This window comes from Micromonospora sp. NPDC005806 (assembly GCF_042871425.1).
Lineage (GTDB): Bacteria > Actinomycetota > Actinomycetes > Mycobacteriales > Micromonosporaceae > Micromonospora.
Map to the genome: position 1 here is coordinate 155524 of NZ_JBIAIL010000012.1, position 26223 is coordinate 181746.

General features: G+C 73.9%; 31 protein-coding genes. 16 read left to right on the plus strand and 15 right to left on the minus strand.

Translation table 11 applies throughout. The annotated features are described in order from the left end of the window. Positions 1-201: 201 nt before the first annotated feature. Positions 202-852: a trimeric intracellular cation channel family protein gene (locus ACFYOS_RS15665; RefSeq protein WP_387140992.1), complete on the minus strand. Its 651-nt coding sequence runs from the start codon at positions 850-852 to the stop codon at positions 202-204. A gap of 40 nt (positions 853-892) precedes the next feature. Next, entirely contained in the window at positions 893-1111 is a 219-nt protein-coding gene (locus ACFYOS_RS15670; protein WP_387140995.1) for a DUF3039 domain-containing protein, read from the minus strand. Between the two features lie 90 nt (positions 1112-1201). Between ACFYOS_RS15670 and ACFYOS_RS15675 the strand changes: the two genes are divergently transcribed. Both ACFYOS_RS15675 and ACFYOS_RS15680 read left to right on the plus strand, forming a co-directional pair. Beyond that, positions 1202-2137: a pseudouridine-5'-phosphate glycosidase gene (locus ACFYOS_RS15675; protein ID WP_387140998.1), complete on the plus strand. Its 936-nt coding sequence runs from the start codon at positions 1202-1204 to the stop codon at positions 2135-2137. After that, positions 2134-3036, plus strand: a complete 903-nt coding sequence (locus ACFYOS_RS15680; protein WP_387141001.1) for a carbohydrate kinase family protein — start codon at positions 2134-2136, stop codon at positions 3034-3036. The genes ACFYOS_RS15675 and ACFYOS_RS15680 overlap by 4 nt, the downstream gene beginning before the upstream one ends. Positions 3037-3147: 111 nt before the next feature. On the opposite strand, the gene ACFYOS_RS15685 is transcribed toward ACFYOS_RS15680, so the two are convergent. After that, positions 3148-3504, minus strand: coding sequence for a DUF3099 domain-containing protein (locus tag ACFYOS_RS15685; protein ID WP_387141098.1), 357 nt, complete (start codon positions 3502-3504; stop codon positions 3148-3150). 107 nt (positions 3505-3611) lie between these two features. Between ACFYOS_RS15685 and ACFYOS_RS15690 the strand changes: the two genes are divergently transcribed. Both ACFYOS_RS15690 and ACFYOS_RS15695 read left to right on the plus strand, forming a co-directional pair. Next, complete coding sequence (locus ACFYOS_RS15690) at positions 3612-3923, plus strand: hypothetical protein (protein ID WP_231934773.1); 312 nt, start codon at positions 3612-3614, stop codon at positions 3921-3923. After that, complete coding sequence (locus ACFYOS_RS15695; RefSeq protein WP_387141004.1) at positions 3913-4224, plus strand: hypothetical protein; 312 nt, start codon at positions 3913-3915, stop codon at positions 4222-4224. Before ACFYOS_RS15690 ends, ACFYOS_RS15695 begins: the two co-directional genes overlap by 11 nt. An 89-nt stretch (positions 4225-4313) precedes the next feature. Here the strand turns inward: ACFYOS_RS15695 and ACFYOS_RS15700 are convergent, their stop codons facing one another. Beyond that, on the minus strand, positions 4314-4889 hold the full coding sequence (locus tag ACFYOS_RS15700) for an HhH-GPD-type base excision DNA repair protein (RefSeq protein ID WP_387141006.1): 576 nt from the start codon (positions 4887-4889) through the stop codon (positions 4314-4316). A 174-nt stretch (positions 4890-5063) separates the two neighbouring features. On the opposite strand from ACFYOS_RS15700, the gene ACFYOS_RS15705 reads away from it, so the two are divergent. Beyond that, positions 5064-6548 (plus strand): methyltransferase, encoded by a 1485-nt coding sequence (locus ACFYOS_RS15705; protein WP_387141009.1) that lies wholly within the window; start codon positions 5064-5066, stop codon positions 6546-6548. Further along, positions 6548-6970 (plus strand): D-aminoacyl-tRNA deacylase, encoded by a 423-nt coding sequence (dtd, locus tag ACFYOS_RS15710; RefSeq protein ID WP_387141012.1) that lies wholly within the window; start codon positions 6548-6550, stop codon positions 6968-6970. Before ACFYOS_RS15705 ends, dtd begins: the two co-directional genes overlap by 1 nt. A 92-nt stretch (positions 6971-7062) precedes the next feature. Here the strand turns inward: dtd and ACFYOS_RS15715 are convergent, their stop codons facing one another. Further along, positions 7063-7851 (minus strand): sporulation protein, encoded by a 789-nt coding sequence (locus tag ACFYOS_RS15715; protein WP_387141101.1) that lies wholly within the window; start codon positions 7849-7851, stop codon positions 7063-7065. 227 nt (positions 7852-8078) lie between these two features. Between ACFYOS_RS15715 and sigB the strand changes: the two genes are divergently transcribed. Both sigB and ACFYOS_RS15725 read left to right on the plus strand, forming a co-directional pair. Beyond that, positions 8079-9095 carry an RNA polymerase sigma factor SigB gene (sigB, locus tag ACFYOS_RS15720; protein WP_387141015.1) on the plus strand — a complete coding sequence of 339 codons (1017 nt, stop codon included), beginning with the start codon at positions 8079-8081 and terminating at the stop codon, positions 9093-9095. Positions 9096-9177: 82 nt separating this feature from the next. Beyond that, positions 9178-9585: a VOC family protein gene (locus ACFYOS_RS15725; protein ID WP_387141018.1), complete on the plus strand. Its 408-nt coding sequence runs from the start codon at positions 9178-9180 to the stop codon at positions 9583-9585. A gap of 170 nt (positions 9586-9755) precedes the next feature. On the opposite strand, the gene ACFYOS_RS15730 is transcribed toward ACFYOS_RS15725, so the two are convergent. The 4 genes from ACFYOS_RS15730 to ACFYOS_RS15745 all read right to left on the minus strand — a co-directional run bounded on the left by ACFYOS_RS15730 (position 9756) and on the right by ACFYOS_RS15745 (position 14925). Continuing rightward, on the minus strand, positions 9756-12311 hold the full coding sequence (locus ACFYOS_RS15730) for a GNAT family N-acetyltransferase (protein ID WP_387141021.1): 2556 nt from the start codon (positions 12309-12311) through the stop codon (positions 9756-9758). A gap of 24 nt (positions 12312-12335) precedes the next feature. Next, positions 12336-13517 (minus strand): acetoin utilization protein AcuC, encoded by a 1182-nt coding sequence (locus ACFYOS_RS15735; RefSeq protein ID WP_387141024.1) that lies wholly within the window; start codon positions 13515-13517, stop codon positions 12336-12338. A 48-nt stretch (positions 13518-13565) separates the two neighbouring features. After that, the gene (locus ACFYOS_RS15740) at positions 13566-14423 is read right to left on the minus strand and encodes a sulfurtransferase (RefSeq protein ID WP_387141027.1); all 858 of its coding nucleotides are present in this window, start codon (positions 14421-14423) and stop codon (positions 13566-13568) included. A 244-nt stretch (positions 14424-14667) separates the two neighbouring features. Beyond that, the gene (locus tag ACFYOS_RS15745; RefSeq protein WP_387141030.1) at positions 14668-14925 is read right to left on the minus strand and encodes a hypothetical protein; all 258 of its coding nucleotides are present in this window, start codon (positions 14923-14925) and stop codon (positions 14668-14670) included. A gap of 86 nt (positions 14926-15011) precedes the next feature. Between ACFYOS_RS15745 and ACFYOS_RS15750 the strand changes: the two genes are divergently transcribed. Both ACFYOS_RS15750 and ACFYOS_RS15755 read left to right on the plus strand, forming a co-directional pair. Beyond that, a complete protein-coding gene (locus ACFYOS_RS15750) occupies positions 15012-15203 on the plus strand; it encodes a hypothetical protein (RefSeq protein ID WP_387141033.1) in 192 nt (63 codons plus the stop codon). Then, positions 15200-15373: a hypothetical protein gene (locus tag ACFYOS_RS15755; RefSeq protein WP_387141035.1), complete on the plus strand. Its 174-nt coding sequence runs from the start codon at positions 15200-15202 to the stop codon at positions 15371-15373. The genes ACFYOS_RS15750 and ACFYOS_RS15755 overlap by 4 nt, the downstream gene beginning before the upstream one ends. Positions 15374-15500: 127 nt before the next feature. On the opposite strand, the gene ACFYOS_RS15760 is transcribed toward ACFYOS_RS15755, so the two are convergent. Continuing rightward, entirely contained in the window at positions 15501-16964 is a 1464-nt protein-coding gene (locus ACFYOS_RS15760) for a recombinase family protein (RefSeq protein ID WP_387141038.1), read from the minus strand. Positions 16965-17046: 82 nt separating this feature from the next. Between ACFYOS_RS15760 and ACFYOS_RS15765 the strand changes: the two genes are divergently transcribed. Next, complete coding sequence (locus ACFYOS_RS15765; protein ID WP_387141041.1) at positions 17047-17745, plus strand: metal-dependent transcriptional regulator; 699 nt, start codon at positions 17047-17049, stop codon at positions 17743-17745. Positions 17746-17776: 31 nt separating this feature from the next. Here ACFYOS_RS15765 and ACFYOS_RS15770 read toward each other — a convergent pair whose 3' ends face one another. From ACFYOS_RS15770 to ACFYOS_RS15780, 3 genes are all read right to left on the minus strand, one after another. Beyond that, entirely contained in the window at positions 17777-18328 is a 552-nt protein-coding gene (locus ACFYOS_RS15770; protein ID WP_387141044.1) for a hypothetical protein, read from the minus strand. 77 nt (positions 18329-18405) lie between these two features. Beyond that, positions 18406-18648 (minus strand): DUF5522 domain-containing protein, encoded by a 243-nt coding sequence (locus ACFYOS_RS15775; RefSeq protein ID WP_387141048.1) that lies wholly within the window; start codon positions 18646-18648, stop codon positions 18406-18408. Positions 18649-18686: 38 nt separating this feature from the next. After that, entirely contained in the window at positions 18687-19664 is a 978-nt protein-coding gene (locus ACFYOS_RS15780) for an asparaginase (RefSeq protein WP_387141051.1), read from the minus strand. Positions 19665-19868: 204 nt separating this feature from the next. Here ACFYOS_RS15780 and ACFYOS_RS15785 point away from each other — a divergent pair, with 204 nt between their 5' ends. Together ACFYOS_RS15785 and ACFYOS_RS15790 are read left to right on the plus strand one after the other, a co-directional pair. Continuing rightward, the gene (locus tag ACFYOS_RS15785) at positions 19869-20402 is read left to right on the plus strand and encodes an RNA polymerase sigma factor (RefSeq protein WP_387141104.1); all 534 of its coding nucleotides are present in this window, start codon (positions 19869-19871) and stop codon (positions 20400-20402) included. Continuing rightward, positions 20399-21379, plus strand: a complete 981-nt coding sequence (locus ACFYOS_RS15790) for a hypothetical protein (protein ID WP_387141054.1) — start codon at positions 20399-20401, stop codon at positions 21377-21379. The genes ACFYOS_RS15785 and ACFYOS_RS15790 overlap by 4 nt, the downstream gene beginning before the upstream one ends. A gap of 51 nt (positions 21380-21430) precedes the next feature. Here the strand turns inward: ACFYOS_RS15790 and ACFYOS_RS15795 are convergent, their stop codons facing one another. Further along, on the minus strand, positions 21431-22072 hold the full coding sequence (locus ACFYOS_RS15795; protein WP_387141057.1) for a class I SAM-dependent DNA methyltransferase: 642 nt from the start codon (positions 22070-22072) through the stop codon (positions 21431-21433). 199 nt (positions 22073-22271) lie between these two features. On the opposite strand from ACFYOS_RS15795, the gene ACFYOS_RS15800 reads away from it, so the two are divergent. The 3 genes from ACFYOS_RS15800 to ACFYOS_RS15810 all read left to right on the plus strand — a co-directional run bounded on the left by ACFYOS_RS15800 (position 22272) and on the right by ACFYOS_RS15810 (position 25242). Then, on the plus strand, positions 22272-23528 hold the full coding sequence (locus ACFYOS_RS15800; protein WP_387141060.1) for an MFS transporter: 1257 nt from the start codon (positions 22272-22274) through the stop codon (positions 23526-23528). A 95-nt stretch (positions 23529-23623) separates the two neighbouring features. Next, the gene (locus ACFYOS_RS15805; protein ID WP_387141063.1) at positions 23624-23965 is read left to right on the plus strand and encodes a YciI family protein; all 342 of its coding nucleotides are present in this window, start codon (positions 23624-23626) and stop codon (positions 23963-23965) included. 65 nt (positions 23966-24030) lie between these two features. Next, the gene (locus tag ACFYOS_RS15810; RefSeq protein WP_387141107.1) at positions 24031-25242 is read left to right on the plus strand and encodes an RNA polymerase sigma factor; all 1212 of its coding nucleotides are present in this window, start codon (positions 24031-24033) and stop codon (positions 25240-25242) included. 20 nt (positions 25243-25262) lie between these two features. On the opposite strand, the gene ACFYOS_RS15815 is transcribed toward ACFYOS_RS15810, so the two are convergent. Continuing rightward, a complete protein-coding gene (locus ACFYOS_RS15815) occupies positions 25263-26033 on the minus strand; it encodes a hypothetical protein (RefSeq protein WP_387141065.1) in 771 nt (256 codons plus the stop codon). Between the last annotated feature and the right edge of the window lie 190 nt (positions 26034-26223).

Genomic DNA, 26223 nt, shown 5'->3' on the forward strand with positions numbered 1-26223 from the left:
CGACGTCGGCCTCGCTTCTGGGGAGGCGCCGCGCCGCTGGCGCACGGTGCGCGCGGGGCCGGCGACGTCGGCCTCGCTACTGGGGAGGCGCCGCGCCGCTGGCGCACGGTGCGCGCGGGGCCGGCGACGTCGGCCTCGCTACTGGGGAGGCGCCGCGCCGCTGGCGCACGGTGCGCGCGGGGCCGGCGACGTCGGCGCGGCTCAGCCCTGCGGGCCGCGGGTGCCGGTGCGGGGCGGGCGCAGCGTGGCCACCGGGGCGGACCAGCGTCGCCGCAGCGACAGCACGCGCAGCCCGAAGACGAAGATGGCGGCGACGGTCAGCCCGACCGCGTGCGCGTGGCCGTACGCGGACAGCAGGGCCACCAGGATCGACCCGGCGAGCGCGGCGACGGCGTAGATCTCCCGGCGCAGCACCACCGGGATCTCGCCGGTGAGCAGGTCCCGGCCGAGGCCGCCGCCGATCGCGGTGAGCATGCCGATCATGCAGGCGCCGACCGCCGGCACGTGCGCGTCGAGGGCCTTGAGCGTGCCGGTGACGGTGAACAGACCGAGACCGGCCGCGTCGAGCACCAGCACGGTGGTGCGCAGCCGGGCGAGTTGCGGGTGCAGCCAGAAGACGGCGGTGGCGGTGACCGCCGCGGTCACCGCGTACCGCCAGTCGGCGAAGGCCAGCGGCGGGACCTCGTCGATGGCCAGGTCCCGGAAGATGCCGCCGCCGAGCGCGGCGACGACGCCGACGAAGACCACCCCGAACAGGTCGAGCCGTTTGGCCACCGCCGCGGAGGCGCCGGACGCGGCGAAGACCGCCACGCCGGTGAGGTCGGCGAGGAGCAGGGCGGTGGAGGTGGTCACCGCCGCAGGGTACGTGGCTGGGCGGCGGAGCCGCCCGCGATCATTCGGCCCAGGAGTCGTAGATCTCCTTGCACTTCGGGCAGACCGGCGAACCCGGCTTGGCCGCCTTCGTCACCGGGAAGGTCTCCCCGCAGAGCGCGACGACGAACGTGCCCATGACCGCGCTCTCGGCGATCTTCTCCTTGCGCACGTAGTGGAACATCTCGGGACCAGTGTCGGCGTCCTTCAGCTCGGGACGCTCGAGAACCTGTGTGCTCACTCTCCTACACCTCCAACTTTCCAGTTTCGCAGGTCGTCCGGGGCCGGTCCACCGCAGGCCGGTCCGAGCGCGGCCCGTACCGTAACGGAAGTGACCAACTTTCACATCAGTTTCGGCCCCGAGGTGGCCGATGCCCTGCGCGACGGGCGTCCCGTCGTGGCCCTGGAGAGCACCATTGTCTCCCACGGCCTCCCCCGGCCGGACAATCTGCGGGTCGCCCGGCAGATCGAGCAGGCGGTCCGGGACGCGGGCGCGGTCCCGGCCACCATCGGGATGGTCGCCGGCGAGCTGATCGTGGGGCTGGACGACGCCCAGCTGACCCGGCTCGCCACGGTCGACGGGGTGAGCAAACTCTCCGTACGCGATCTCGCGGTGGCGGCGGCGACCGGCGCGGACGGCGCCACCACGGTGGCGGCGACCAGCGCGGTGGCCGCGGCGGCCGGGATCGGCGTCTTCGCCACCGGCGGGCTCGGCGGGGTGCACCGGGCGGCGGCGCAGACCTTCGACGAGTCGGCCGACCTGGTCACCCTCGCCCGGACGCCGATCGCGGTGGTCTGCGCCGGGGTGAAGTCGATCCTCGACGTCGGCGCCACCCTGGAGCGGCTGGAGACGCTGGGGGTGAGCGTGGTCGGCTACCGCACCCGCCGCTTCCCCGGCTTCTACCTCACCGACGCCGGCTTCGACCTGGACTGGTCGGTGGAGTCGCCGGAGCAGGTGGCCGACGTGCTCGTCGCCCGGGAGCGGCAGGGCGTGCACCAGGGCGGGCTGATCGTGGCGAACCCGCTGCCGGTGGACGAGCAACTCGACCCGGCGCTGCACGACCGCACGCTCGCCGAGGGGCTGGCCCTGCTGGCCCGGAACGGGGTGACCGGGAAGGCCGTCACCCCGTTCCTGCTGGCCCACTTCCACTCGGCCACCGAGGGCGCCAGCCTGGCGGTGAACGTCCGGATCATCCTGCGCAACGCCGACCTGGCGGCCCGGATCGCGGTCGCCGCGGCGGCCCGGCGTACCGACTCCCCGGCATGAGCCGCACACCCCGGGTCGTCGTGGTCGGCGACGTGATCACCGACGTGGTCGCGGTGCTCTCCGGTCCCCTCGCGACCGGCTCGGACACCGCGGCCGCGATCCGGTTCAGCGGTGGCGGCCAGGCGGCCAACACGGCGGCCTGGCTCGCCGCGCAGGGGGCGGACGTCACCCTGGTCGCCGCGGTCGGTGACGACGAGGCGGGCCGCGAGCGGATCGCCGAGCTGGAGCGGGTCGGTGTGGCGTGCGCGGTGGAGCGGCACGAGGGCTACCCGACCGGCACGGTCGTCGTGCTCGCCCACGACGGGGAGCGGACCATGGTCAGCCAGCGCGGGGCGAACCTGCGGCTGACCGCCGCGCAGGTCGACCGGGCCCTGGCCGCGGCGCCCGACGCCGGGCATCTGCACCTGTCCGCGTACACGCTGCTGGACGCCGGGTCGCGCGGCGCGGGACTGCGCGCGCTGGCGGCCGCCCGCGAGCGCGGGCTCACCACCAGCGTCGACGCGGCGTCCGCGGCACCGCTGCGGCGGGCCGGCGCGGCGGCCTTCCTGGCCTGGGTACGCGACGTCGACCTGCTGCTGGTCAACACGGACGAAGCGACGGTGCTGGCCGGCGGGCTGGACCCGGCGGCGCAGGCGCGGGCGCTGGCCGTGGTGGCCCGGCGGGTGGTGGTGAAGCGGGGCGCCGCCGGCGCGGTCTGGGTGGACCGGACCGGGGCGGTCGAGACCGCCGCCGCCGCCCGGGGCGTTCCGGTGGTGGACGTGACCGGGGCGGGCGACGCCTTCGCCGCCGGCCTGCTCACCGCCTGGCTGGGCGGCGCCGGCCCCCGCGCGGCGCTGTCCCGCGCCGGCGACCTCGGCGCCCTGGCGGTCTCCTCGGTCGGCGCCCGCCCCACCCCCTGACGCCCCCGCTGCGGCGATCTTGCGCTTACGGCCCCGCCGGCGTCCGGTTCGGACGTGCTGCCCGGGCACGAAGTGCAAGATCGCGGCGGATGGCGCGGGCAGGGGCGGGGATCAGGGTTCGGCGTCGATGACCTTGTGGGGGCGCTCCTCGGCGGAGAGCGCCATGGGTGGGGTGTCGTCGCGGTGGCGGGGGTGGAGCTTGTTGGCGAGGCGGTGCTGCTCCTTCGGCGGCCCGTCGTTGGCCAGCAGCACCGCGAGCCACGGGATGAGCACCATCCCGAGGGCGCACAGCGGCAGCCAGAGCCAGAGCAGGGGTGCCTTCGCACCGACCAGGATCGCGCCGACCACCAGACACGCGACCCGGATGCCCATCATCAGCACGTAGCGCTTCTGCCGGCTGCTGAGCTGGTCATCCTGGCTGCGCGAGGCGTCGGTGATCAGGATCGGCTGGTGCGCCGGATGCTTCACCACGGACCTCCTCGAGGGGATTACGCCCCATCCTGTCACCCTCGACGGTTGATCGGCCAAAATCGTGACAAGCCAGGGCCGTGTTACGTGCGTGGTACGCTGACGTCGTGGGCAACCGGTTCAGCTTCACCGACGAGGCGTTGGCCAACCTGCGGGTCTACGACGTCACGCCCGGGGAAGTCTGGGAGGCCCTGCACAGCACCCGACGGGTCATCCGGCACCTCGGCGACGACGTCATGGTGGTCTACGCGACCGACCACCGGGGGCGGCGGCTCGCCGTGCTGCTGGCCGAGGCCGACGGCACCGACAACGACTGGGACATCCTCTCCGCCCGCGAACTGAGCGACGTCGAGGCCAAACGCTACGACGAGGCCGTGCGGAGATCGCGCCGACGAGGAGGCGGTCACGATGCACCGTAACGAGGCGACCAAACGGTTCCACGACGGCGACGACGCGCTCGCCGACCTGATCGACGAGACCCAGCCGGTGGAGCTGCCCACTCCGGACACCGACGTGCCGATGGTCAGCCGCTCGGTACGCCTGCCCCTGGAGACGTACGAGCGGGTCCGGGCGGCCGCCGAGGCGCGCGGCATCGGGGTGACCACGCTGATGCGGCAGTGGATCGAGGCCGGCCTGGCCGACCTGGACGACTCGGCCACCGTTTCCCTGGCCGACGTGCGCCGGGCGCTGGCCGCGCTGTCCCGACCCACCGCGGCCTGACCGTCCGTCCCACCGGCCGACCCGGTCGCCATCCCCCGCCCGCCGTCCGTCGTGACCAGATCACGGTACGGGGACGGACGAGAGTCGCGTCAGCTCTTCGCGGCCTTCGCCTCCGCCTTCATCCGCTGCTTGTAGTCCCGGACCCGGCGCAGCGACTCGGGATCGGTCACGTCGGCCACCGACCGGTACGCGTCCGCGTCGCCGTAGCCGCCGGCCGCCTCCCGCCAGCCGTCCGGGGTGATGCCGAACCGCTTGCCGAGCAGGGCGACGAAGATCTGCGCCTTCTGCTTGCCGAAGCCGGGCAGCTCGCCGACCCGGCGCAGCAACTCCCGGCCGTCGGCGACGTCGGACCAGAGCCGGGCCGGGTCGCCGTCGTACCGGTCGACCAGGACCCGGCACACCTCCTGCACCCGGGCCGCCATGGCCTTGGGGAACCGGTGCAGGGCCGGTGGCTGGGCGAAGAGCGCGACCAGGGCCTCCGGGGCGTACCCGGCCAGCTCCCGGGCGTCCGGCTCGTGGCCCAGCCGCTTGGCGAGGACGTACGGGGACGAGAACGCCTTCTCCATCGGCACCTGCTGGTCGAGCACCATGCCGAGGAGCAACGCCAGTGGGCTGCGGGCCAGCAGCTCGTTGGCCTCCGGGTCGATGGGCAGCGAGAGCGTCATGTCCCCATCCTGCCTGTCGGGCCGCCGCCCGCCACGCCGACTCCCCGGACGACGCGGCACGGCCCGGCGGGGACGGGTCCGCCGGCCAGGCCCGCGGGCAGGTCCTCAGTTGACGACGGTACGGATGTCACGGGTGGCGGTCGCGCGGCGCCACGGGGGAGGCAGGATGACGACGTGGATCGTCATGACATGCTGCTCTCCCCCGCCGGCGTCGCGGCGCTGCGCACCGCGCTGACCGGGGCGCGCTTCACCTCGAACGGCATCGCCGACCGGCTCGGCCCGCAGGCCACCGGCGGGGTGGCCCGCAACGACTTCCGGGCCGCGCTGCGCGCCACCGAGGACCGCGACCCGCTCGCCATGCTGATCCGGGTCTTCATCTGCGACCAGACCGAGCCGGAGGCGGCGGTGGCCGCCGCACTCGCCCCGCTGACCGTGGCGGAGGCCCTGGCCGGCGGCATCGTCGAACGGCACGGCGACGGCCTGCGCGCGGGCGTCGACCTGGAGCCGTACGGGGACGACTGGTGGGTGCTCGCCGACGTGCCGGCCAGCGCCCGACCTGGCAGGCCGCTGCACGCCGAGCACGTGCTGGGCATCGGCGGGGCCACCCAGACGCTGATCGGCGCCAGCGTGCGCCGCCCGGTGGAGACCGCCCTGGACCTGGGCACCGGCTCCGGCGTCCAGGCCCTGCACCTGTCCACCCACGCCCGCCGGGTGACCGCAACCGACGTCTCCGAGCGGGCGCTGCGCTTTGCCGCCACCACCGCCGCGCTCAACGGACAGGACTGGGAACTGCTGCGCGGGGACATGGTGGCCCCGGTGGCCGGACGCCGGTTCGACCTGGTGGTGAGCAACCCGCCCTTCGTGGTCGGCCCCGGCACCACCACCCACGTCTACCGGGACTCGGGCCGGGTCGGTGACGCGATCGGTGCCGAGCTGGCCGCCGCCGCGCCGCACCTGCTCACCGAGGGCGGGACGATGCAGTACCTGGCCAACTGGGTGCACGTCACCGGCGAGGACTGGGCCGAGCGGGTGACCGGCTGGTTCGCCGGCACCGGGCTGGACGCCTGGGTGATCCAGCGCGAGGTGGCCGACCCGATGGCGTACGTCAACCTCTGGCTCACCGACGTCGGCGAGGCGGCCGACCCGCAGCGGATGGCGGCCTGGCTGGACTGGTTCGACGCGCACAAGGTGGAGGCGATCGGCTTCGGCATCGTCTCGCTGCGCCGCTCCGGCCACGACCAGCCCGTGGTCCGGGTGGAGGACCTGCGCCAGCGGGTGGAGCCGCCGATGGGCGACCGGATCGCCGGGTGGTTCGACCGGCAGGACTGGCTGCGCGACCGCGACACGGAGGAGCTGCTCGCCGCCCGGTACCGGGCCGCCGATGGACTCCAGCTGCGGCAGGAGGCGACCATGGGCGAGGAGGGCTGGGCGGTCGACCGGCAGGTCCTCGCGATGCCGCGCGGGCTGCGCTGGTCGGAGGAGATCGACCCGCTGGTGCTCGCCCTGGTCGGCGGGGCGGACGGCCGGCTGCCGCTGCGCGACCAGCTGGCGCTGCTCGCCGCGGCGCACGACGTCGCCCCCGACGAGTTGGCCGAGGCGGCCGGACCGATCGTGGCGCACCTGGTCGAGCGGAGCATCATCGAGCCGGTGGAGGCCTGATGCGGGCCGTGGTGCAGACGGTCGGCCGGGCCAGCGTGACCGTGGCCGGCGAGGTGGTCGGCGAGATCGCGGACGGCCTGCTGGTGCTGCTCGGCGTGACGCACGCCGACACCCCGCAGGTGGCGTCCACCATGGCCCGCAAGATCCACGAGCTGCGCATCCTGGACGACGAGCGGAGCGCCGCCGACACCGGCGCCCCGATCCTGGTGGTCAGCCAGTTCACCCTCTACGGCGACGCCCGCAAGGGCCGCCGTCCGAGCTGGACCGCCGCCGCCCCGGCGGAGCTCGCCGAACCCCTGGTCGAGGCGGTCGTGCAGGAGCTGCGTGCCCGCGGCGCCAAGGTCGAGACCGGCCGCTTCCGCACCCACATGCTGGTCGAGTCCGTCAACGTCGGCCCCCGCACCCTCCTCCTGGACCTCTGACCCGCCACCCCTTGCGTCGATCATGAGGTTAGCGGCGGTGTGGATCTCCAAGAGTGCCGCTAACTTCATGATCAACCAGGTGAGGGGCGGGGTCAGGAGAAGAGGCCGCGGCGGGAGAGGGACTGGCGGAGCCAGGCGTCGAGCTGGGCGGTCCAGTCGGTGCGGTCCGCCGTAGCGTGGTCCACGGTGAATCTCCCGAACGCGTCGCGGCCCTCGGTGAAGAGGCCGCCCCGCTTGTCGACCTCCAGCACCACCTGCACCTGCTGCGGGTTCGTCACGAAGGTGACCTCGAGCTGGTTCATTGCGCGGGCGTACTGCGGCGCCGGGTGGAACTCGACCTCCTGGTAGAACGGCAGGGTCTGGTGCACGCCGTAGATGTGGCCGCGCTCGACATCCGCCCGGGCGAACCGGAAGCCGAGCCGCAGCAGCGCCTCCAGCAGCCGCTCCTGGGCGGGCAGCGGGTGCACCGCCACCGCGTCCAGGTCTCCCTTGTCGACCGCCCGGGCCACCTGCAGCTCGGTACGCAGCCCCATGGTCATGCCATGCAGGTGCTGGCCGTACAGGTCGGTCAGCGGAGTCTCCCAGGGCACGTCGAAGCGGAACGGCACCTCGTACCGCTGCCCCGGCTCCAGCCGGAACGCCCCGGTCACCTGCCGGCGGCCGAACTCCTGAGTGGTGTCGTACTCGGAGTCGCCGCTCTCCACCTCGACCCGGGTGACCAGGCCGAGCGCCACGTACGACACGTCCACCGCGTGGTCGCCGCCGAGCACCTGGATCCGGCCCTCGAGGTGGCCGCCGGGGCGGCAGTTCGGGTTGGCCAGCACCGTCTCCACCGACGGACCGCCCACACCCATCGCCTGCATGAGCCGCTTGAAGACCACCACGTCCTCCGATCGTCTGAGCTGCCGCGCCCCGGTGGCCGGCCGCTGGCACGGTAACCGGGTCGGGCAAGGGACACCCTCCTTTCCGCCGGGATTGCTGTCGGTTCCCCGATTGCCTCACTCCCGTTTCACGCCCCGACCGCCAAGCTGTTCCTCACCGGCACCACCGCGCCGGCATGCGGCGCGGGATCCGGTACGCGGCACGAAGGACACGGGGAGAGACAGAGATGGCCCTGCAGATGATCGAGCACCAGACCGGCCCGGCTGCCACCAGCGACGCCGAGCTCGGCACCGACACGCTGACCGACCTGGACGCCACCGACGAGCGCGGCGTCTCCACCGACCTGGTTCGGGCGTACCTGAACGGCATCGGGCGTACCAAGCTTCTCACCGCCGCGCAGGAGGTCGAGCTCAGCAAGCGGATCGAGGCCGGCCTCTTCGCCGAGGAGAAGCTCTCCACCTGCACCCCGGTCTCCCCGGAGCTGCACGCCGACCTGGCGCTGATCGTGGCCGAGGGGCGCGCCGCCAAGGAGCACCTGCTGGAGGCGAACCTGCGGCTGGTGGTGAGCATCGCGAAGCGCTACACCGGTCGCGGCATGGCCTTCCTCGACCTGATCCAGGAGGGCAACCTCGGCCTGATCCGCGCGGTCGAGAAGTTCGACTACACCAAGGGCTACAAGTTCTCCACCTACGCCACCTGGTGGATCCGCCAGGCCATCACCCGCGCCATGGCCGACCAGGCCCGCACCATCCGCATCCCGGTGCACATGGTCGAGCAGGTCAACCGGATGGTCCGGGTCCGCCGGGAGCTGTCGGCCTCGCTGGGCCGCGAGCCCACCGTCGGCGAGGTGGCCACGGCGCTGGAGATCCCCGAGTTCCAGGTGATCGAGCTGATCTCGTACGACCGGGAGCCGGTGAGCCTGGACCAGGCGGTCGGCGAGGACGGCGAGAGCGCGCTCGGCGACTTCGTCGCGGCGGTGGACCCGCGCGACGAGCCGGGCGACGCCGCCGCCAACGGCGAGCTGCGCAACGAGGTACGGATCGTGCTGGCCACCCTCTCCCAGCGGGAGCAGGCGGTGATCCGGCTGCGGTTCGGCCTGGACGACGGCCGGCAGCGCACCCTCGACGAGGTGGGCCGGGAGTTCGGCCTGTCCCGGGAGCGGATCCGGCAGATCGAGAAGGTCACCCTGCTGAAGCTGCGCGCCCCGGAGCGGGCGAACCGCCTGGAGGCGTACGCCTGCTGAGCGGACGGCGCGTGGGGCCCCGGCGGTTCGCCGGGGCGCCACGGTGCTTGAACCGGCCGCCGCCAGCGGCCACGCTGGGGTGATGAACTGGACCCTGGAAGTGGTGGTGGTACCGGTCTCCGACGTGGACCGGGCCAAGGAGTTCTACGCCGACCGGCTCGGCTTCGCCGTCGACCACGACACCCGGATCGGCGACGACGTACGGATCGTGCAGCTCACCCCGCCCGGCTCGGGCTGCTCGATCGTGATCGGCCGGGGTGCGGTCCCGGACATGCCGCCGGGCTCGCTCAAGGGACTCCAACTCGTCGTGCCCGACCTGGAGAAGGCCCGCGCGGAGCTGGTCGAGCGGGGCGTGGAGGTCAGCGACATCCAGGTGCTCGGGCAGAACCCGCGCCCGGTACCGCACCCGCTGGACAACGTCGGCTTCGTCTTCTTCACCGACCCGGACGGCAACGCCTGGGCGGTACAGCAGATCTCCAGCCGGGGCTGACCTCGGCGCCCGGTCGGGAGGCCGCGGTCTCCGGGTCGCTCGCCCCCGCGTCGGGCCGGACACCCCACGCCCGGATCGCTGATCCCGGCGGCGGCGTCGGTGTCGCCCGGGACCGGCCACCCGGCCCCCTCGCCCCGGCGATTCGCTGCCGCGCCCCGAAGCGGGAGGTCTCACAGCCGGCGGGGGCCGGTGTCGGGGCGGAACGCCTCGGCGCCGGTGCGGACGGTGGCGTGCAGCACCGAGATGCCGTCCGGGCGGGCCAGCACCGGGTTGAGGGTGAGCGAGCGCACCCGGGGCTGCTCGTCGGCGAGCCGCCCGACCCGCAGCAGCAGGTCCACCAGGGCCGCCCGGTCCACCGGCGCGGCACCGCGGTGGCCGCGCAGCAGCGGGGCGGCGCGAGGCTCGTCGACCAGCTCGGCGGCGTCCCGGTCGGTGAGCGGCACCGCCCGCCAGGCGCGGTCGCCAAGCAGGTCGGTCGCGACGCCGCCCAGGCCGAAGCCGACCACCGGCCCGAACGCCGGATCCTCCACCAGCTCCACCACGCAGGCCACGCCGGGCGCGACCATCGGCTGGACCAGCACGTCCGCGCCGAAGACCGGGGCCATCTCGTCGTACGCGCGGCGCAGCGCCGCCGGGTCGGCGAGGTCAAGCCGGACCGCGCCGAGGTCGAGGCGGTGCCGCAGGCCCGGCGCGGCGGCCTTGAGGGCGACCGGACAGCCGAGCCGTTCGGCGGCGGCGACCGCCGCGTCGGCCGAGTGCGCCGGGACCGACTCCACCACCTCGATCCCGTACGCGCCGAGCAGCGCCACCGGATCGGCGCCGTCGGCGCGCAGCGCCGCCTGCCCGGCCGCCCGGTTCACCCGGTCCAGCTCGGGCAGCACGCCGGGTGGGCGGCGCAGCCAGTCGGCGTACCTGGTGACCCGGGCGAGCGCCCGGACCGCCTCCTCCACGCTCGGGTACGCCGGCACCCCGGCGGGCACCCGGCCGGCGAGGAAGGTCGCCACCACCGGCTTGCCGGTGGTCCGCGCGTCGGGCAGGGCGGCGGTGAAGTCGGCCTCCGGGTCGCTGAGCTGGCCGGGCAGCGGTGGCGCGAAGAGCGCCACGACGGCGTCCACCCGCTCGTCGCCGGCGGAGGCGGCGAGCGCGGCGGCGTACGCGGCGGCACCGGCCCGGGGGCCGACGTCGTGCGGGTAGCCGTCGGCGACGGTGAGGCCCTGGGCGGCGCAGGCGGTGGCGGCCAGCCCGGTCAGCGCCGACGAGTTGCCCACCACGGCCACCCGGCGGCCGGCCGGCAGCGGCTGGTGGGCCAGGAGCACGCCGACGTCGAGCAGTTCGGAGACGGTGTCCACCCGGATCACCCCGGACTGGGCGAAGAGCGCGCTGACCGCGGCGGCGTCCAGCGCCGGTCCGTCGCCGAGGCCGGGCGGGCGGGCCAGCGAGGCGAGCGCGACGATCGGCTTGTTCCGGCCGATCCGCCGGGCCAGCCGGGCGAACTTACGCGGGTTGCCGAAGGTCTCCAGGTAGAGCGTGATGACGTCGGTGCCGGGGTCGTCCTGCCAGTACTGCAGGAGGTCGTTGCCGGAGACGTCGGCCCGGTTGCCGGCGGAGACGAAGCTGGACAGGCCGAGGCCGCGCCGGGACGCCTCGGCGAGCAGGGCCACCCCGAACGCGCCGGACTGGCTGAAGATGCCGACCCGGCCGGGGGCGGGCAGCATCGGGGCGAGGGTGGCGTTGAGGCGTACCGCGCCGTCGGTGTTGGCGACGCCGAGGCAGTTCGGGCCGACCACCCGCATGCCGGCCAGGTGGGCGGCGCGGACCAGGGCCCGCTGGGTGGCCGACCCCTCCGGGCCGGACTCGGCGAAGCCAGCCGAGATCACCACGAGGCCGTGCGCGCCGGCGGTCGCGGCGTCGGCGACCACGTCGATGGCGGCCTCGGGCGCGACCGCCACCACCGCCAGGTCGACGGCGATCCCGGCCTCGGCCGCCGACGGGTAGGCGGGCAGCCCGGCCACGGTCGCCGCGGTCGGGTGCACCGGGACGATCGCGCCGGTGAAGCCGCCGTCGCGCAGGTGCCCGAGCAGGGCCGCGCCGACGCCCTGCCCGGTGGTGCTGGCCCCGTACACGGCGATGCCGCGCGGGGCGAGCAGTCGGGCGATCGAGCGGGCCTCGGTGCGGTGCTCCCGGCCGCGCTGCACCTCCAGGGTCGTCTCGGTGGGGGCGATCGGGAAGCTCAGGTGCACCACGCCGTCGGCGAACTGGCGCCGGACCTGGTAGCCGAAGTCGGAGAAGACCCGCAGCATCGCCCCGTTGGCCGGGAGTACCTCGGCGACGAAGTGCACGATGCCGGACCGGCGGGCCGCGTCGGCCAGGTGCTCCAGCAGCACCGACCCGATCCCCCGGCCCTGGTAGGCATCCTCCACCACGAAGGCCACCTCGGCCTCCGGCGACCCTGGGCCGAGCCGCTCGTACCGGCCGACGGCGACGATCCGGTCGCCGGCCAGCACCACGAACGCCTCCCGGTCACGGTGGTCGACGTTGACGAAGCGTTGCAGGTCCCGCTCGGGGATGCGCGGGTACGGCGAGAAGTAGCGCAGGTAGCGGGTGCGCTCGGAGAAGCGCGAGTGCATCGCCACGATCGCCGCGGCGTCGTCGGGACGGATCTGTCGCAGCTGGACGGTCGTGCCGTCGCTGAGCAGCACGTCCACCGGTTGCTCGACGGTGGTCACCGGTCGGTCCTCCCCACCACCGGATCAGTCGCGCGGGTCGTGTGGGTCGAGCCCGTGCAGCGGGAAGACCGCCTTACGGGTGGCGGCGATGGCCCGGTCCACCGCGGTCGGCTCGCCGGTCGGCTGCCACGGCTGGTACGCCGGGTCGGCGTCGTCGGTCATCCGCAGCGGGATCTCGCGGCCGGGCCGCCGCAGCGCCGCCAGCTCCCGCCAGGCGGGCGGGGTGAGCGTGGCCGGCTCGATCGGCTCCCCGCTGGCCACGGCGAGCAGGTGCGTCCAAGCCCGAGGCACTACCTCGACCAGGGCGTATCCGCCGCCGCCGAAGGCGACCCAGCGGCCGTCGCAGAGCTCGTCGGCCAGGGCCCGCAGCGCCTGGTAGGTGGCCCGCTGCCCGTCGACGGACAGGTGCAGGTCGGCGAGGGGGTCGAGCCGGTGGCCGTCCGCCCCGCACTGGGTGACCAGGATCTGGGGCCGGAACGCCCGCAGCACCGACGGCACGATCGCGTGGAAGGCGCGCTGCCAGCCGGCGTCGCCGACGCCCGGCGGAAGCGGCACGTTGACCGCGCTCCCCTCGGCGCCCGGACCGCCGGTCTCGTCGGGGAATCCGGTGCCGGGGAAGAGCGCGAGCGGAGTCTCGTGCAGGCTGACCGTGAGCACCCGCGGGTCCCGGTAGAAGATCTCCTGCACGCCGTCGCCGTGGTGCACGTCCACGTCCACGTACGCGATCCGCTCCGCGCCGAGGTCGAGCAGGCGGGCGATGGCCACCGCCGGGTCGTTGTAGACGCAGAAGCCGGCGGCCCGGGCCGGCATGGCGTGGTGCAGCCCGCCGGCGACGTTCACCCCCCGCCGGGCCTCCCCGCGCCACACCGCCTCGGCGGCGGCCGCACTCGCCCCGGCGATCAGCGCGCTGGACTCGTGCATGCCGTCGAAGACCGGATTGTCCGAGGTGCCCAGTCCGTAGCCGGCGAAGAGCGGATCCCGGGGCGCCGCCCGCACCGCGTCCAGGTAGCGCGGGTCGTGCACCCGGGTCAGCAGCTCGTCGTCGGCCGGCTCCGGCTTGACCAGCCGCACCCCGGGGCGGTCGAGCACCCCCAGCTCGCGGGCCAGCGCCATGGTCAGCTCGACCCGGACCGGGTCGAGGGGATGGTCACCCATGTCGTAGGCGAGCAGGGCCTCGTCCCACACCACCACCGTGTCGTCGGCCATGGGGTCATCGTCGCACGCCCACCTGGACGCGCCCACCGCACGCGCTGGTCAGCGCGCGGCTGCCGCGCCGGTGGCGACCGGCCGGTCCAGGTCGGCCACCCAGTTGCTCCACGACCCGACGTACAGGGCGGCGTCCGGGCGGCCGGCGAGGTGCAGGGCGAGCACCGCCTGCGCGGCGGTCACCCCGGAGCCGCAGTACGCCCCGACCGGCGCGTCCGCGCCGACGCCGGCTGCCGCGAACCGCTGCCGCAGCGCCGCCGCGGCGGGGAAGCGGCCGTCGGTGACGTACTCCGGCGCGGGCAGGTTGACCGCGCCCGGCACGTGGCCGGCGACCGGGTCGATCGGCTCGGTCTCGCCCCGGTAGCGCGGCGCGGCCCGCACGTCGAGCAGCACCCCGGCGTCGGCGGCGGCCAGCCGGGCGGCCTCCCCGGCGTCGAGCACCGGCAGCGCCCCCGGGCTGACCGTGACGTCCCCCGGCGGGGGCGTCGGCGCCTCGGCGGAGACCGGCAGACCCGCGGCAACCCAGGCGGGGAAGCCGCCGTGCAGCACCCGGACCGCCCGGTGACCCGCCCAGCGCAGCGTCCACCAGGCCCGGGCGGCGGACATGCCGTCGCCGCCGTCGTACACCACGACGGGGTGATCGGCGCGGACCCCGGCGGTCCGCAGCGCGGCCTGGAGCGCGGCCGGGTCGGGCAGCGGGTGCCGGCCGGCGGCGCCGGGCCGGCCGCAGAGCTCGGTGTCCAGGTCGACGAAGACGGCCCCGGGCAGGTGGCCGGCGGCATAGTCGTCCCGGCCGGGCGGCCCGACGAGCCGCCAGCGGACGTCGAGCAGGGTGGGCGGGTCGGCGCGGTCGAGCTCGGCGGCGAGCCGGTCGGGCTCGACCAGCAGGTCATCGGTTCCGGACATGCGGTCCAGTCAACACCATCCCGGCATTACTACGGCCGGCGCAAGGACGAGGTCTGGTTCGAGGCGCGGCTCTCCCGGCGCGTCGCCCCCCCCCCCCCCCGGAGCGGTCTACATCCACAACGGCAAGGGCTACTTCGACTGGCACCGGGTCAACATCTCGGCGGCCTGAGTTCAAAAATGAACAGGGAAACAAAAAGCCCCGGCCCCCACCACTGGGGAGCCGGGCCTTCTTCTTGCTGTTCGGTTAGTCGGTGACGAGGACCCTGACGGGCTCGGCCGGCAGGCGCAAGTTCCGGGCCAGCTCGGCGATGCCGGCCGCCCCGATCTCGCGTGCCTCCTGCTCCGTCTCGGCCGCCACCGAGGCGGTGATGCGGGTCTGGCGAGTCCCGTCCACTGTCATGCTGGCCAACTCCACCCGCTCGTCAAGCGCCGGACCCTCTTCCGGGTACGGCGTGACGGGCGCACCTTCGTACTCGCCTGCCACGCCCCACGTCTTGCCCATGACTCGATCCTACTTCCGCGGGCGCCACCATCCTCGAAGGCGACCTCGCCACCTCCGCCGGCCACCTGTCGTACGCGACGAAGGTCATGCTCGAACTTGCTAAGTTGGACTTCGCGGGCGCCGTCCCCGAGTCCGACGACATGGAGGACGAGGACTGGCGGATCGCGATGCTGGCGTACTACGAGTCCCGCGTCGACCGCTACACCAACATGGCCAGCGGGGAGATCGTCTTCGAGCCGCACGACGACGAGGGCGACCCGGTCGGAGTCGGCGAGTGAACCACCTGCACTGCTCGCCACGGCCCTGCCCGATCCCGAGGGCGTCCCGCCGGCTGTGCAACACGCTCTGGGCCTGCCCGTACTGCGACTCGATCTGGCGGCAGCGCGCGATCTCCGGACCGGGTGACAGCATCTGGATCTGGGGCCGCACGGAGCTGGTGGCCCGGTGAACCAGCTCCCGGAGAGCGTCCGGACCCACTTCCGCCAGCTTTGGTCGGGAGTGGGTCCGGAACCACCCTGATGCTCAGCGAGACGTCGAGGTGACAGCCATCCTCCGATCCATCCGGAGGGACCGGCTCAGCCGCGAGGCACGATAACGATCGACTCGATCGGCGGCCCGTCGATTCCCTGGCTGCCGCCCTTACCTACTGGCTTGACGATGATCCGCTTGACGTAGCGGCCCAGAATCTCCCTGCGCCGATGCAAGCTCTCCGGGTCATCGTCAAGCCAGTCTTGTAGTTCCTCTTCCTTGTCGATGGGAGCCATCGCCGCTTCCTTGGCCAGCTCCCCCTGCGCGGCGCGCAGATCCTGGATCTTCTCCCGCCTGGGGATGAGCTCCTCCAGGGCCTCGTCGTCGGTGTAGATGCCCTTGACCTGCCCGGCCTGCACCCGCTTGATCTCGGCCTGAAGCTGCCGGATCTCGGCCTCGATCGCAGGGTTGGGATCGTCGGCCGGGTCCCCGGAGGCGGCAGTGATCTTGCCTTCGATGACGCCGGCCACCCACGCTTCGACCACCCCCTCCAGCCAGGGACGCTGGCGGGAGCACTGCCCGCAGCCTCCCCGCTGCGAGATGCAGACGTAGCGGTTGTAGCGGCTGTGCTTGACCCTCTCCTCGGGCGGCGGGTCGTAGACCTGAGCGGACATCGGGGTGCCGCACACGCAGTACACGAACCCCGGCAGCAGGTACTTGCGCGCCCTCGGGGGTCCCCCCTTCCCCTTAGCCCCCCGGGTACCGAGGGCTTCCAGGATGGCCTCATGCTCGGCCCGGGTGATGATCGCGGGCCAGTTTCCCTCCCCCACGATCTTCTCGTCGTGGGCCACCAGGCCGGCGATGCGGGGGTTGCGCAGGGTCCGGGCCACGTTGCCGTCGTTGCGCCACTCCTTCCCCAGCGGGGTCGGGACCCCCATGCGCTGCCAGAGCTTCCGAACGTCGGACACCTTCCCGGTGAGGAACAGGCGCTCCATGCCCTCCCGGATGGCCTTGGCGGCGATCGGGTCCACCTCCTGGCAGTACCCCAGCGGCGAGCCGTGGACGTAGCCGAACGTCCGGGCGCCGCCGTGTAGCCGGCCTTCCTCCCGGCGCTGCCGGGCAGCGCGGGCGACACGCTCCGCGGAGCGCTCCACCTCCGCCGCGTCAACCGCGGCCTTGATCCGGGCCACCATCCGACCGTCAGCGGTGCTGAGGTCGTCGTTGCCGCTCTTGACGGTGTGGATCAGCACGCCCGTCTGCTCGTGGACCTTGATGACGTCTTCAAGCTCCAGGGGCCGGCGGGTGAGTCGCCCATTGGAGTAGGCCACGATCACGTCGATGGCGCCGGCCCTGACGGCGGCGATCATGGCGTCGTAGTCCGGCCGGGTCTTCTTGCTCCGGGTGGAGGCGGAGATGTCGTTGTCGACGTAGACGTGGACCACCTCCCACCCGTGCTGGACGGCCAACTCCCGGCAGTCTTCCTCCTGGCGGGTTACGCCCTTCTCCTCGCTCTCCCGGTCCTGGGAGATCCGGCAGTAGACGGCGCACCTCAGGGGTACCGGCTCACCCACGGGCCACCCCCCGGGGTTCGCGGTGGTCGATCGTCGGTCGGTCGTGAGACACTGAAGCCTCCGGTACGTTCTGCGCTGACAGGTGATAAAGATAAACAGCCACTCACTCGTCGACACGACCGAGATGTACCTGCGCACCATCCTCGAGCTGGAGGAGGAGGGTGTGCCGCCGCTGCGCGCCCGGATCGCGGAGCGGCTCAAGCAGAGCGGTCCCACCGTCAGCCAGACCGTCGCCCGGATGGAGCGGGACGGCCTGCTCACCGTCGAGGGCGACCGGCACCTGTCGCTCACCCCGCTGGGCCGCGGCACCGCGGTCGCCGTGATGCGCAAGCACCGGCTGGCCGAGCTGCTGCTGGTGAACGTGATCGGGATGCCCTACGAGGAGGCCCACGAGGAGGCCTGCCGGTGGGAGCACGTGATGAGCGACGCGGTGGAGAAGCGGGTCTACGACCTGCTCAACCGCCCGACCCGCTCGCCGTACGGCAACCCGATCCCCGGTCTGGAGGAGCTGGGCGAAGCGGGGAAGGCCGAGACCGAGCCGGCGGAGGGCGAGCGCAACCTGGCCTTCCCGGGCCTGTCCGGCCAGGTCGTGGTCCGGCGGATCTGCGAGAGTGTGCAGACCGACGCGGACGTGCTCCGGCAGCTGCACGCGGCCGGCGTCGACCCGGGCGCCACGGTGACGGTGGCGCAGGAGCGCGACGGCGTCTCGATCGACCGCTCCGGTGACCGGGTCCGGCTGCCCCGCGAGGTGGCCTCCCGGGTGTTCGTCGCCGCCCGCTGACCCCGACCGGTCAGCGCCGCTGACCCGCCGGTCAGAGCCGGCGGGTGTCCAGCGCCTTGGCCAGGGTGACCAGCCGCCCACCCACCTTCTCCGCCTCCGCCTCGTCGGTGCCCTTCGGGCAGGTCCAGCGCAGGGTGACCAGCCGCCCCTCGGTGGCGAGCCAGCCCACCTCGGCCGCCGGCCCGACCTTGGCGGTCTTCGGCAGCGTCTGCCGGTAGGCGATCTTCCCCAGCTTGGTGATCTTCTTCGCGCCCCGGGGCAGCACGTCCAGCGTGAAGGTCGTCGTGTCGATCGACGTGTCCGTGACGCTGAGGGTCAACTCCGGCAGCAGGGCCCGCTCGGCGCGGACCACGCAGGTGTGCGTGTCGCCCTTGTCCACCGCGGCGGCGACGTCGAACTTCCCGCCGGTTTGCTGGGCGATCACCCCGAAGTCGAGCAGTCGGCACGCCCCGCCGGAGGAGGCCGCCGCCACCTCGACCGCCGCCGGTTCCGCCGCCGGCACCACGACCGGCGCCTCCGAGGCGCAGCCGGCGGTCAGCACCACGGTCGCGCCGCTGAGCCAGATCCACGCCCGCACGCTCACCCCTTCGTCCTCATCGGCGGGTCCCCGCCGGATGTCCGTCGGACACCGTACGGGGTGCCCGCGTGGGAGGGAAGCCCTCAGTCGTCCACGTACGGGCAGTGGCGGCAGCCTCGCCCGCAGCAGGTGCCGCGGCGAGCCAGGAAGCCGGCGCTGAGCACGAAGAGACCGGTCGCCGGATCCAGGTAGCCGGCCTCCCCGGCGGCCAGCGCGGCGGCGTGCGCGGCCAGGATCCGCACCCGGTCCGGATGGTCGGGCGACAGCCGGGACGGGTGCGGCTCGGTCAGCGGCCGGTCGGCCAGGGGTCGTCGCTCTCCGGTCACCGGGCGAGTGTAAGGAGGGCCCTTGCCGACGGTGCGGGTCAGCCGTGCCGGGCGAACGCCTCGGCGATTCCCGCCCGGTCGGTGCCGCCGGCCAGCAGGAGCCGAAGCAACACCTTCGCCTTGTACGGGTCGAGCAGCCCGCCCCAGACCAGGCCGCGCCGCCGCAGGTCGGTCTCCGAGCCGACCGCGCCGTACGTGTTCCGCAGCACCGACCCCGCACCGGTGCGCGAGGTCAGCACCACCGGCATCCGCTCGGCGAGCGCGCCGAGCACCGGGGCGAACGTCGGCGGCACGTGACCGACCCCGAAGCCGGCCACCACCAGCCCGTCCAGGTCGCGGGCGAGCGCGTCGAGCCGCGCCGGGTCGTCGTCGAGGGTGACGGTGTGCAGCGCCACGCGGGTGGCGGCCAGCCGGTCGGCGTCCACCGGCGGCAGCGGGGCGTGCCGGGGCGGCCGGGTGAGCAGGCGTACCTCGCCCTCGATCACGTGGCCGAGCGGCCCGGCGTTGGGCGAGGCGAAGGTGGCCGTACTGGTGCTGTGGGTCTTGCGGACGAACCGCGCGGCGTGGATCTCGTCGTTGATCGCCACCAGGACGCCGAGGTCCCGCGCGGCCGGCGCGGCGGCCACCCGGGCGGCGGCGAGCAGGTTCGCCGGGCCGTCCGGCCCGGCGAGGGTGGGGTTGCGCATCGCGCCGGTGATCACCAGGGGCGCCGGGTGCGGCCAGACCAGGTCGGCGAGGAAGGCGGTCTCCTCCAGGGTGTCGGTGCCCTGGGTGACCACCGCGCCGGTCGCCCCGGCGGCCACCGCCGCGCCCGCCGCGTCGACCAGGTCCAGGATCTGCCGGTACGACAGGGCGGCGCTCGGCACCGCCTCGACGTCCCGGACGTCGAGCGGGATCTCGGCGAGCCCGGGGACGGCGGCGGTGAGGTCGGCGCCGGTGAGCCGGTTGACCACTCCCCCGGCCCGGGTGCCGGCCATGGCGATCGTGCCGCCGAGGGTGTACAGGGCGATGCTCACGCGGTTCCTTCCGCCGGATCCTGCCGTTGATCATGGACACTACCGGTAGGTCGCCGGGCGACCGTGAACCCGCCCCCAGCGACCGGGCATGAAACGGATGTGACCATCTTGCGCCGGGCCCAGGCCCACGAACGGGGACAGCCTTCCGTCGGACCGCCGGGACGGGACGAGGCCGACGGCACGGAACCGTCAGACGTCGACCTCATCCGGGCCTCCACCACCGATCCGGAGCGGTTCGCGCCGCTGTTCGACCGGCACGCCGCCGCCGTCCACCGCTACCTCGCCCGCCGGATCGGCCCGCCGGCCGACGACCTGCTGGCCGAGACGTTCCTGGTCGCTTTCCGGCGGCGCGCCGCGTACCGGCCCATTGTCGGGGTGCGGCCCTGGCTGTTCGGGATCGCCACCAACCTGCTGCGCCATCACGTACGGGCGGAGGAACGGAGGTACCGGGCGCTGGCCCGGCTCGCCACCACCGAGGAGCCGCCGGCTCCGGTGGAGGACGTGATCGACCGGCTGGACGCCCGCGCCGTGCGCCGGGACCTGGCCGCCGCGCTCGCCACGCTGCACCGGCGGGACCGGGACGTGCTGCTGCTCACCGCCTGGGTCGACCTGTCGTACGAGGAGATCGCGGCCGTCCTCGACGTGCCGGTCGGCACCGTCCGCTCCCGGCTGCACCGGGCCCGCCGGCTCACCCGAATCGCCCTGGACCCCGCCCTCATCACCGAGGAGCCGACATGAACGAGATCACCCTGCTCCGGACGTACGGACCGGACGCGCCGGAGGCACCCCCGGAGACACTGGACGCGGCGCGGGGCCGGCTGGCCGCCGAGTTCGCCACTCCCCCGAGCCAGCGCAGCGGCGTACCGGCCCGGCGCCGGACGCTGCTGGTGGCGGCCGCCGCCACGCTGGTGGCCGCGGCTGGCGCGACCGCCGTCGGCCTGGGCGGCGGGAGCGGCGGGGTACGACCGGGCGGCCAGCCGGCGGGGACGCCGGATGTCGTCCTGGCCGCGATGAAGACGCCCGAGTTCCCCGTGGCCCTGCGGCCCCGGCCCGCCACCCTGGCGGCTCCCACACTCAGCTACGAGCCGGGCCGGTTCCTCGCCGTCTACCTGGGTCACGACGGCGTCAGCGACGTCTACCTCAGCGTCTACGACCATGAGCCGCCGGACGGGGGAGTCGCGTCGCGCCGGGTGGCCGTCGGCGGCCGGCCGGCCGAACTGTACGACGTCCGCCTGCCCGGCAGCCCGCACACGGTCGAGGTGATGTGGGAGCGGGCTCCGGGGCAGTGGATGTCGCTGGTCGGCAACGGCAGGCTGGCCAGCGAGGCGGCCGTGCTGAGGCTGGCCGCGAGCGTGGTGGACCAGCCCCAGCCGGTGCCGCTGCGGGTCCGGCTCGCTCCCCGGGGCTGGACGCTGGCCTCCTTCAAGGACGACACCATCCTCACCCTGCGGGGCGACTCGCCGGACGAGACGCTCAGCGTGCAGGTGGTCGAGAGACGCGACCCGGACCTGTTCCACCAGGTGATGGGGGCGCAGGAGGAGCGCCCGGTGCGCGTCGGCGGGCGGGACGGCCGGCTGATCCGGGCCAGCGAGTTCTGGTTCCTGCAGACCGAGGTGCCCGGTGGCGCGGTGGTCAACCTCCAGGCGCCGCTGCGACTGACCGCCGACCAGGTCGTGGCGATCGCCGAGCAGGTATCCATGGCCCGCACGCGCTGACCACGCGGCCGTCGCCGGCCCGGGCACGGGGTCGGGCCGGCGCCGGCCGGGTCAGTCGACGGGCCGGGTGGCCAGCAGGAACGCCTGCGGTCCCCGGTCGAAGCCCTCCGGCTCGCGGACCAGCGTGGCGTGCACGGCCAGCCCGGCCTCGGCGAGCTGGCCGGCGAGCCGGTCCGGCGGCAGCCAGTGCACGTCGTACGAGACGGTGTGGCCGTATGCCTGCTCCAGGCGGATCCGACGGTCGCCCGCCTTGACGGCGAGCAGCAGGTGACCGCCGGGAGCGAGCACCCGGTGGAACCCGGCGAACACGCCGGGCAGCAGCTCCGGCGGCAGGTGGATGATCGAGTACCAGGCGACGAGGCCGGCGAGACCGGCGTCGGGCGCCGTCAGCTCGGTCATCGAACCGATCTCGAAGCGCAGCTGCGGGTACGCGCGGCGGGCCACCTCGATCATCCCGGGTGACAGGTCGACGCCGGAGATGTCCAGCCCGAGGTCGCGCAGGTGAGCCGTGATCCGGCCGGTGCCGCAGCCCACCTCCAGCACCGGCCGGCCGGGCCCGACCAGCTCGGCGAACGCGGTCAGCATGCCCCGGTCGAGCGGGCCCTCCAGCACGTCGGGGATCAGCCGCGCGTAGTCCACCGCGACGGTGTCGTACGCGGCGCGGGTCTCGGTCAGCCAGCCCGGTTCGGTCATGGGCGGCAACCCTAGTCGCCGACCGGGGCCCCCGCGCCCCCACCCGGGTCAGGTACGCGACGCACGGCTCCGGCCGCTCGAACAGCGAGCGGTGCCCCGCGGCCGCGGATCGTGCCCGCGGAAATGCGGTGCCGGCCGGCCGGGCGACGGGCTACCGTGCCGGGTCGCGCCACCCCGACCCCGATGGACAGGCCGAGCAGTGACCGAACAGCTGACGCAGGACAGGACCACGACCCCCACCTCGCTCTGGCGGAGCCGGAACTTCCTGCTGCTGTGGAGCGGCCAGACGGTCAGCGAGGTCGGCACCCGGATCTCTGGGGTGGCGGTGCCGCTGCTGGCGGCGGACGTCCTCGACGCCAGCGTCTTCCAGGTCTCGCTGCTGACGGTCCTCGCCTGGCTGCCGTACCTGATCTTCTCGCTGCCGGCCGGGATCCTGGCCGACCGGGTCGACCAGCGGCGGCTGATGATCGGCTGTGACCTGGGCCGCGCGGCGCTGCTGCTGTCGGTGCCGGTGGTCGCCCTGGTCGGCCACCTCACCCTGACCTTCCTGTACGCGGTGGTCGGCCTCTGCGGCGTGCTGACCGTGGCGTTCACCGTGGCGTACCGGAGCCTGCTGCCCGCGCTCGTGCCGGTGGGTGACCTGACCTCGGCCAACGCTCGACTGGAGGTGAGCGAGAACCTCGCCCAGTTGGCCGGGCCGAGCGCCGGCGGCATGCTCGTCGGGTTGCTCGGTGCGGCCCGGACCTTCGTCGCCGACGGTCTCAGCTTCGTCGCCAGCGCGCTCACGCTGTTCCTGGTCCGGCACCGGCCGGGGCCGCAGGCGGACGGTCGGGTGCCGGTCCGAGCGGCGCTGACCGAGGGGCTGGGCTTCATCCGGCGACAGCGGATTCTCGCCCTGGTGCTCGCCTGCACCGCGACGTCGAACTTCTTCGTCATCGCCACCCGCGCCATCGAGGTGCCATACCTGCTGCGGGTGCTCCACGCCTCGCCGGTCACGATCGGGCTCCTGTTCAGCCTGGGTTCGGTCGGCGGCCTGCTGGCCGGCGTGCTGGCCGGACGGTTGACCGCGCTGCTCGGCGGCGCCCGGACCATCTGGGTGTCGATGGCCGTGCCCGGCCCGCTCTACCTGCTGATGCCGCTGGCGCGGCCCGGCTGGGGCGCCCTGCTCTACGGCGTCGGCACGGCGGCGTTCGCGGCCAACGCGGTGCTGTTCAACGTGGCGGCCATGTCCTACCGGCAGCGGGTCACCCCGGCCCGACTGCTGGGCCGGGTCAACGCCGCGTTCCTGTGGATCTGCTACGGCGTGATCCCGCTCGGCGCCCTGCTCGGTGGCACGCTCGGCAGCCGGCTCGGGCTGCGCCCGGCGCTGCTCGTGTGCGTGCTGGGGATGTGGAGTGCGGCGCTGTTCGTGGTCTGCTCGCCACTGCGCCGGATGCGGGACTTCCCTCCCGCGTGACGCCGGGCAGAATTTTCCGCGGACCGCTGTCGAATCCGGCCGTTCCCGTCCGTCGGTGAGGCAGAAGAAGGAAACGACAACCTGAGGAGAGCCCGATGGCCCAGTACGCAGTCCTGATCTACTCGCCCGCGCCGGCCGACCCGATGGAGCTGACGCCCGACTACGTGGCGTTGCTGGACCGGTACCCGGCCCAGGTCACCGAGCTGGGCGGGAAGATCGTCACGGGGTTCGCGCTCCAGCCCAGCACCACCGCCACGGCGGTCCGCGGCGACCTGATCACCGATGGCCCGTTCATCGAGGCCAAGGAGGTCGTCGCCGGGTTCTTCATCCTGGAGGCGCCCGACCTGGACGTGGCCCTGGAGATCGCCAAGCTGAACCCGGCCACCATCGACGGCGGGGTCGAGGTCCGGCCGCTCTTCGCGCCCCCGGCCGAGTGACCGGCACCGGTACGGCCGCGGCGGAACGCGCCGTGGCGGACGCGCACCGTCGCGAGTGGGCCTTCGTGCTCGCCGCGACGGCGCGCGTCGCCGGTGACCTCGACGTAGCCGAGGAGTGTGTGCAGGACGCGTACCTGGCCGCGCTGGCGGCCTGGGCGCGCGACGGCGTACCCGACAAGCCCGGCGCCCGGCTGACCGCCACCGCGAAACGCAAGGCCCTCGACGTGCTGCGCCGGGACAAGGTGTTCCGGTCGAAGATGCCGCTGCTGGTGGAGCCGGCGGAGGCGGAGGCCCCGGCGGAGCCCGGCGCGGACGCGGTGCCCGACGACCGGCTGCGGTTGGTCTTCACCTGCTGCCATCCGGCGCTGGCCCGGGAGGCTCAGGTGGCGCTGACCCTGCGCCTGGTGTGCGGGGTGGCCACCGGCGACATCGCGCGGGCGTTCCTGGTCTCCGAGACCACGATGGCCGCCCGGGTCACCCGGGCCAAGAAGAAGATCACCGCCGCCCGGATCCCGTACCGGGTGCCGGAGGCCGCCGAACTGCCCGAGCGGCTGGACGCGGTGCTCACCGTGATCCATCTGCTCTTCACCGCCGGGCACACCGCGCCGACCGGCGCCGACCTGGTCCGCGCCGACCTGGTCGAGCGGGCCCTGCACCTGACCCGGATGCTGCTGGCCCTGATGCCCGACGAGCCGGAGGTACGCGGGCTGCTCGCCCTGCTGCTGCTCACCGACGCCCGCCGGACCACCCGCACCGATCTTGACGGTCGCTTGTTGCGGCTGGAGGAGCAGGATCGCTCGGTCTGGGACCGGGCCGCCATCGAGGAGGGCAACCGCCTGGTCCTCGGCGCGTTCCGCACCGGCCGGGTCGGCCGGTACGCCCTCCAGGCCGCCATCGCCTCGCTGCACGCGGTCGCCCCCAGCTACGCCGCGACGGACTGGCCGCAGATCGTCCGCCTCTACGACGAGCTGCTGAAACGCTGGCCGTCCCCGGTGGTCACGCTCAACCGCGCGGTGGCGGTGTCGATGGTGGACGGTCCGTCGGCCGCCCTCGCCGAGGTCGACGCCCTGGCGGAGGATGCCCGGCTGGCCGGCTACCACTACCTCCCGGCGATCCGCGCCGACCTGCTCCGCCGCCTCGACCGGCCCGAGGAGGCGGCCGACGCCTACCGGGCCGCGCTGACGCTGGTCGACAACGACGCCGAGCGGGAGTTCCTCACCGCCCGGCTCGCCGAGGTCACGTCCGGAGGCACCGCTGGGGCAGCGCCCCAGCAGTGAGCCCTATCCATCGTGGGTCGTCAGATTCGGCGGGCATCGGGTTCGCCGACCTCGACGCGCGGCAGGTGGGTGCAGTGGGCAACCGTGGCATCGTCGGGGACCCGAGCATCGGGGCCGCCGGCGGTGCGGGCTTCGGCCTGCCGGACGCGGCGGATGATATCGGCCGGCCCGTTGGCGTCGAGCAGTTCCAGTACGCCGGGCCAGTCGGTCAGGCCGTACGGGCTGACGATACGGCTGGCGCCATTGCTGAGCAGCGCGACGCTGTCCAGGTCATGAAGGGGCCGGCTGCCGGTTACCGCTTCCTCCGCCGCGTGCGGATCATCCTTGGCGATCCAGTAGCCGCCCGGCTGGTTCCGGCGAGCCCGCAGCGCCTCGACGCAGGACTCTCGGATGCGGTCGTACTCCGGGGTTCCCATGGGAACGCCGTCCAGGGACGCTGAGCAGAGGCGCCTGGTGGTGACCTCACGCTCGTCGGTGATGACCTGCGGGCCACGGCTGACCTGGTCGAGGACGAGGAAGGAGTCGGCGAGCAGGAGATAATCCAGGCGGCCCCGGTGGGCGCGGACGATCACCACGGTCGCCTGCGGGCTGCTGGGGTTCGTGATGTCGCAGGTGCCGCGATGATCGGCAGCTATCTCGTCGATCGCGGCGGCGAGGATCGCCGCGAGGTCGCGCCCGTCCTCCCGCGACAACCGGCCGAGCAGCGCGCCGCCGAGACGGTGCGTATACCAGGCGACACCGTGGGAGCAGACCGACTCGGTTCCCGGGATGCCGGCGCCGTCCAGCAGCACGGCAGCGCCGGGAACAGCGCCGACGAAGTCCTCGTTCGGCTGGCCGGCCCTACCGGCGCTGGTCGCCATGCTGACGTGCACTCACGGGCTCCTAATACGGCAGCCGCCGTTTGAGATGTCGCTGGCGGTGAGGGGTGGACGCGAGGCGGCCACCGCGTGATCGTCTGTACGTTGTGGACATAACTTCAGA

Excerpts from the sequence above, each read along its gene's own strand:
- ACFYOS_RS15680 (WP_387141001.1), top strand. The coding sequence starts at position 2,134 with ATGAGCCGCACACCCCGGGTCGTCGTGGTCGGCGACGTGATCACCGAC.
- ACFYOS_RS15695 (WP_387141004.1), top strand. The coding sequence starts at position 3,913 with ATGCACCGTAACGAGGCGACCAAACGGTTCCACGACGGCGACGACGCG.
- ACFYOS_RS15700 (WP_387141006.1), bottom strand. The coding sequence starts at position 4,889 with ATGACGCTCTCGCTGCCCATCGACCCGGAGGCCAACGAGCTGCTGGCC.
- dtd (WP_387141012.1), top strand. The coding sequence starts at position 6,548 with ATGCGGGCCGTGGTGCAGACGGTCGGCCGGGCCAGCGTGACCGTGGCC.
- sigB (WP_387141015.1), top strand. The coding sequence starts at position 8,079 with ATGGCCCTGCAGATGATCGAGCACCAGACCGGCCCGGCTGCCACCAGC.
- ACFYOS_RS15725 (WP_387141018.1), top strand. The coding sequence starts at position 9,178 with ATGAACTGGACCCTGGAAGTGGTGGTGGTACCGGTCTCCGACGTGGAC.
- ACFYOS_RS15735 (WP_387141024.1), bottom strand. The coding sequence starts at position 13,517 with ATGGCCGACGACACGGTGGTGGTGTGGGACGAGGCCCTGCTCGCCTAC.
- ACFYOS_RS15740 (WP_387141027.1), bottom strand. The coding sequence starts at position 14,423 with ATGTCCGGAACCGATGACCTGCTGGTCGAGCCCGACCGGCTCGCCGCC.
- ACFYOS_RS15745 (WP_387141030.1), bottom strand. The coding sequence starts at position 14,925 with ATGGGCAAGACGTGGGGCGTGGCAGGCGAGTACGAAGGTGCGCCCGTC.
- ACFYOS_RS15750 (WP_387141033.1), top strand. The coding sequence starts at position 15,012 with ATGCTCGAACTTGCTAAGTTGGACTTCGCGGGCGCCGTCCCCGAGTCC.
- ACFYOS_RS15790 (WP_387141054.1), top strand. The coding sequence starts at position 20,399 with ATGAACGAGATCACCCTGCTCCGGACGTACGGACCGGACGCGCCGGAG.
- ACFYOS_RS15795 (WP_387141057.1), bottom strand. The coding sequence starts at position 22,072 with ATGACCGAACCGGGCTGGCTGACCGAGACCCGCGCCGCGTACGACACC.
- ACFYOS_RS15805 (WP_387141063.1), top strand. The coding sequence starts at position 23,624 with ATGGCCCAGTACGCAGTCCTGATCTACTCGCCCGCGCCGGCCGACCCG.